Source organism: Andreprevotia lacus DSM 23236 (assembly GCF_900176275.1).
Lineage (GTDB): Bacteria > Pseudomonadota > Gammaproteobacteria > Burkholderiales > Chitinibacteraceae > Andreprevotia > Andreprevotia lacus.
The window spans coordinates 1-3,700 of record NZ_FWXD01000066.1 but is presented as its reverse complement, the minus strand read 5'-3'; the positions used below and the strand labels follow the sequence as shown (position 1 = coordinate 3,700).

Here is a 3,700-nt window from a genome sequence, read left to right as displayed (position 1 = left end):
GCAGCAACCACCTGATCCTCGACGACACCAACGGCCAGATCCAGACCCAGCTCAAGAGCGATCATGATCACAGCCAGCTCTCGCTCGGGCATATCTCGCGCGTGGAAGACGTCGCCGGCCGCAAAGACCCGCGCGGCCAGGGCTTTGAATTGCGTACCGACGGCCATGGCGCCATCCGCGCCACGCAAGGCCTGCTGATCACCACCGAATCGCGCCCGGCCGCCCGTGCCCACATCACCGACATGGGCGAAACCACCGAGCGGCTCAAGCAAGCGCAAACCCAACACCAGGCCCAGGCCGACACCGCCAAGGAATACGCCGCCCTCGATGGCGACATCGACCAATCGCCGGTCGCCGACATCCTCAAGGCACAGAACGACTCGATCAAGGGCAGTGGTGGCGACCCGAGCAAGGGCGACTTCCCCGAACTGACCGCGCCGCACCTGGTGCTGGCCAGCCCGGTCGGCATTGAAACCACCACCCCGGGCACTACCCATATCTCCAGCGGCGATCACATCGCCCTCACCAGCGGCGGCCACACCAGCCTGGCGGTCGGCAAGAGCCTGATGGCCAGCGTGGTCGACGCGGTACGGCTGTTTGCCTACAAGGCCGGCATGAAGCTGATCTCGGCCAGCGCCGACATCGACATCCAGGCGCTCAAGACCAATATCAACCTGCTGGCCAAACTGGACATCACCCAGACCGCCAACAAGATCACGCTGACCGCCAAGGAAGAGATTCTGCTCAATGGCGCCGGCAGCTACATCAAGCTCAATGCCGGCGGCATCGAGCACGGCACCAAGGGCAGCTGGGTGGCGCATGCGGCCACGCACAGCATGCCGGGACCGGCGGGCAAGAGCGCCAAGTTGCCGCCCGAGCCCAAGCCGGGCAAGGGCAACCTCGACCTGTTCAACCACTACGCCACCAACAGTGCCGCGCTGGAAGGCGCGCCCTACGAAGTGACCGATGCGCTGGGCAAGGTGGTCAAGGGCACCTTTGACGCCAGCGGCAAATCCACCGCTTCGGGCCTGTTCCCCGGCCCGGCCAAGGTCATGTTCGGCGACGACCCGCGCAACCCCTGGGACAAACCCAGCTACTTCGGCAAGCCCGACTGGCCGGCGCAAATGCCCACCCCCAGCCCGGATGCCGGCGATGCCTCGCTGGGCAAGCTGCTCGATCTGCCCGGTACGGCCAAGCAAGCGGCCAGCATGGCGCCGAGCAAGCTGGCCGCACTGGCGCAAAGCGCCGCCAAGCTGCCGGCGGCACTGACGCAAAGCCCGGTGGCGGCGCTCGCCTCGGCTGCCACGGGCGCTGTCAGCAGCAAACTGGCCGCAGCTTTGCCCGGCGGTGCTGCCGCCGCGCTGGGCAAGCTGGCCGGCGGGGCAGACCTTGCCAAAGCCGCGCTGCCTGCCGGCATGCCTGCACTCGACAAGCTTCCGGGCGCCTTGCCGGCCCCCAAGCTGCCGACCCCGCACCTGTAAACCGATTCACCCGATACCGCATTCAAGGCCTTCCCGATGACCGCACCTGCTACGGCCAAATCGAACCCGCCCGCGCCCAAGACCGAACCGCAAGTTGCGGTTGCGCCGCTCAATGCCATCTCGCCCGAAGACGTCAGCGCCGGCGTACGCAAGTTCGACCAGTGGCTGCGCGACAACACCGGCGGCTACATCAACCTGGAGCGCATCAAGACGGTGGCCGGCAGTCTGCCGGTGGTGGGCAACATCATTGCGCTGATCGATGCGGTGATGGACATCATCACCCTGGTCTCGAACAAGGCCGCCGGCTTCCTTGACTGGGTCAGCCTGTTCATCAACCTGGTGGGCATCGTGCCGATTCCGCCCACCATGGCGGCAGCCCGGATGAGCCTGCGGCCCACGCTGCACCTGATCCGCACCCAGCTCAAGGGCGCCATCAAGGACGTACTGGTCGACATCATTGCCGACCACCTGAACGCCACACTGGCCGGCACGATCGAGAAATTCGTCGAAGACGCCAAGGCCGGCCTGAGCAAGCTGCTCAATGATTGTGCCGACAAAGCCAACGGCATGATGAACGACTTCGCCACTGGCCTGGACAAAGCCGCCGCCGGCACGCTGTTCAATACCCAGGCCAGCGCCGACGCCGCGCGCAAAAAACTGGCCGCCGCGCAGAAGACCTCATGGCGCGACCCGTGGAGCAAGTTCGGCAACTACTTCGAAGCACTGCACGATGCCGAAGTCGCCATGGCCAAAGCGGCGGCCAATGCCGCTGCGGCGGCTGCATTGAGCGATGGCATCAAGGCCCGCTTGCGCGGTATAGCCGGTGAATTCAAGGTGCTGGCGCCCAAGGTCAAGAGCATGGTGGCGCGCATGGGCAACCCGGGCGAGCCGGGCACCATTGCCTACCTGTTGGTCAAGCTCACCGAAGCCATCATCAAGTGGAAGAAGAAGAACAAGGCCCGCCCGGCAGCGGTGCCCGACAAGAAGACCGGCGAGACGCACAAGCGTGCTGGCCCGGGCGAGCTCGAAGCACAAAGCCACCAGAGCCCGGCCAAGTGCATTCCCTGCCAGGCCAAGAACAAGGGCAAGGTGGGTTCCAAAAACTCCATCGACTTTGCCATGGGCACCGAAAGCGTCAGCCATGTCGACTTCGTGCTGAACGGCGTGTTCCCGCTGCAGTGGTCGCGTACCTACCGCTCCAACCTGGCGGCCTTCAACGACAGCGAGCAAGGCGCGCGCTGGGTTACCCCATTCAGCACCTGCATCGACATCGATCGCGAAGCCGGTGAGCTGGTCTACCACGGTGCCGACGGCCGCAGCCATCGCTTCCCGCTGCTCCAGGTGGGGCAGAGCCACAAGAACACCATCGAGAACTTCACGCTCAGCCAGCTGAGCGACACCCTGATTGCCGTCACCTACGGCAAGGACGTGGTGGAGAGCTACGAGCGCGTTGGCCAGCGCTATCGCCTGACCATGATGAAACAGCGCAACGGCCTCACGCTGGGCCTGCGCTACGATCACCCGCATGGCGAGCACGGCCAGCTGTCTGACCTGCTGGTACGCGAAGGTGATACCGTGCACGCCCATGTCGGTGTACAGCCGGACGGTCACGGCCGCATTGCCGCACTGTGGGAGATGCAGGACGGCCAACCGGTACGCCAGCTCGCCAGCTACAAGTACAACGAATACGGCGATCTCGTCCTCGCCCAGGACGAAAACGGCGCGGTCTGGCAATACCAGTATCAGCACCACTTGCTCACCCGCTATGTCGACCGCACCGGTCGCGGCATCAACCTGGAATGGGATGGCGTCAATGCCGACGCCAAGGCCATCCACGAATGGGCCGACGACGGCAGCTTCGACACCTGGCTGCAGTGGGACAAGAACATCCGCCTCACCTACGTCACCGACGCGCTGGGCCAGGAAACCTGGTACTACTACGACATCCTCGGCTACACCTATCGCATCCGCTACCCGGAAGGCAGCGAGGAATGGTTCTTCCGTGACGACAACAAGAACGTCGTCAAACACCATCACCCGGATGGCAGCAAGGACATCTACGAGTACGACGAGCGCAGCAACCTGACCTACCACCTGCGCCCGGACGGCACCACCGTGCACTTTGCCTGGGACGACGACGACAACCTCACCGGCATCCGCGATCCGGAAGGCAACCACTGGCTGCGTGCCTACGACGAACAAGGCAACGTCACTGAAGA

Annotated in this window: 2 protein-coding genes; both read left to right on the top strand. The window is 64.5% G+C overall.

All coding sequences use genetic code 11. The annotated features are described in order from the left end of the window. On the top strand, window positions 1-1,481 hold a 1,481-nt coding region (locus B9A19_RS21715), incomplete at its 5' end, for a DUF2345 domain-containing protein (protein ID WP_139799063.1). 36 nt (window positions 1,482-1,517) lie between these two features. Further along, window positions 1,518-3,700: DUF6531 domain-containing protein (locus tag B9A19_RS21710; protein ID WP_139799064.1), on the top strand; the 2,183-nt coding region annotated here is incomplete at its 3' end.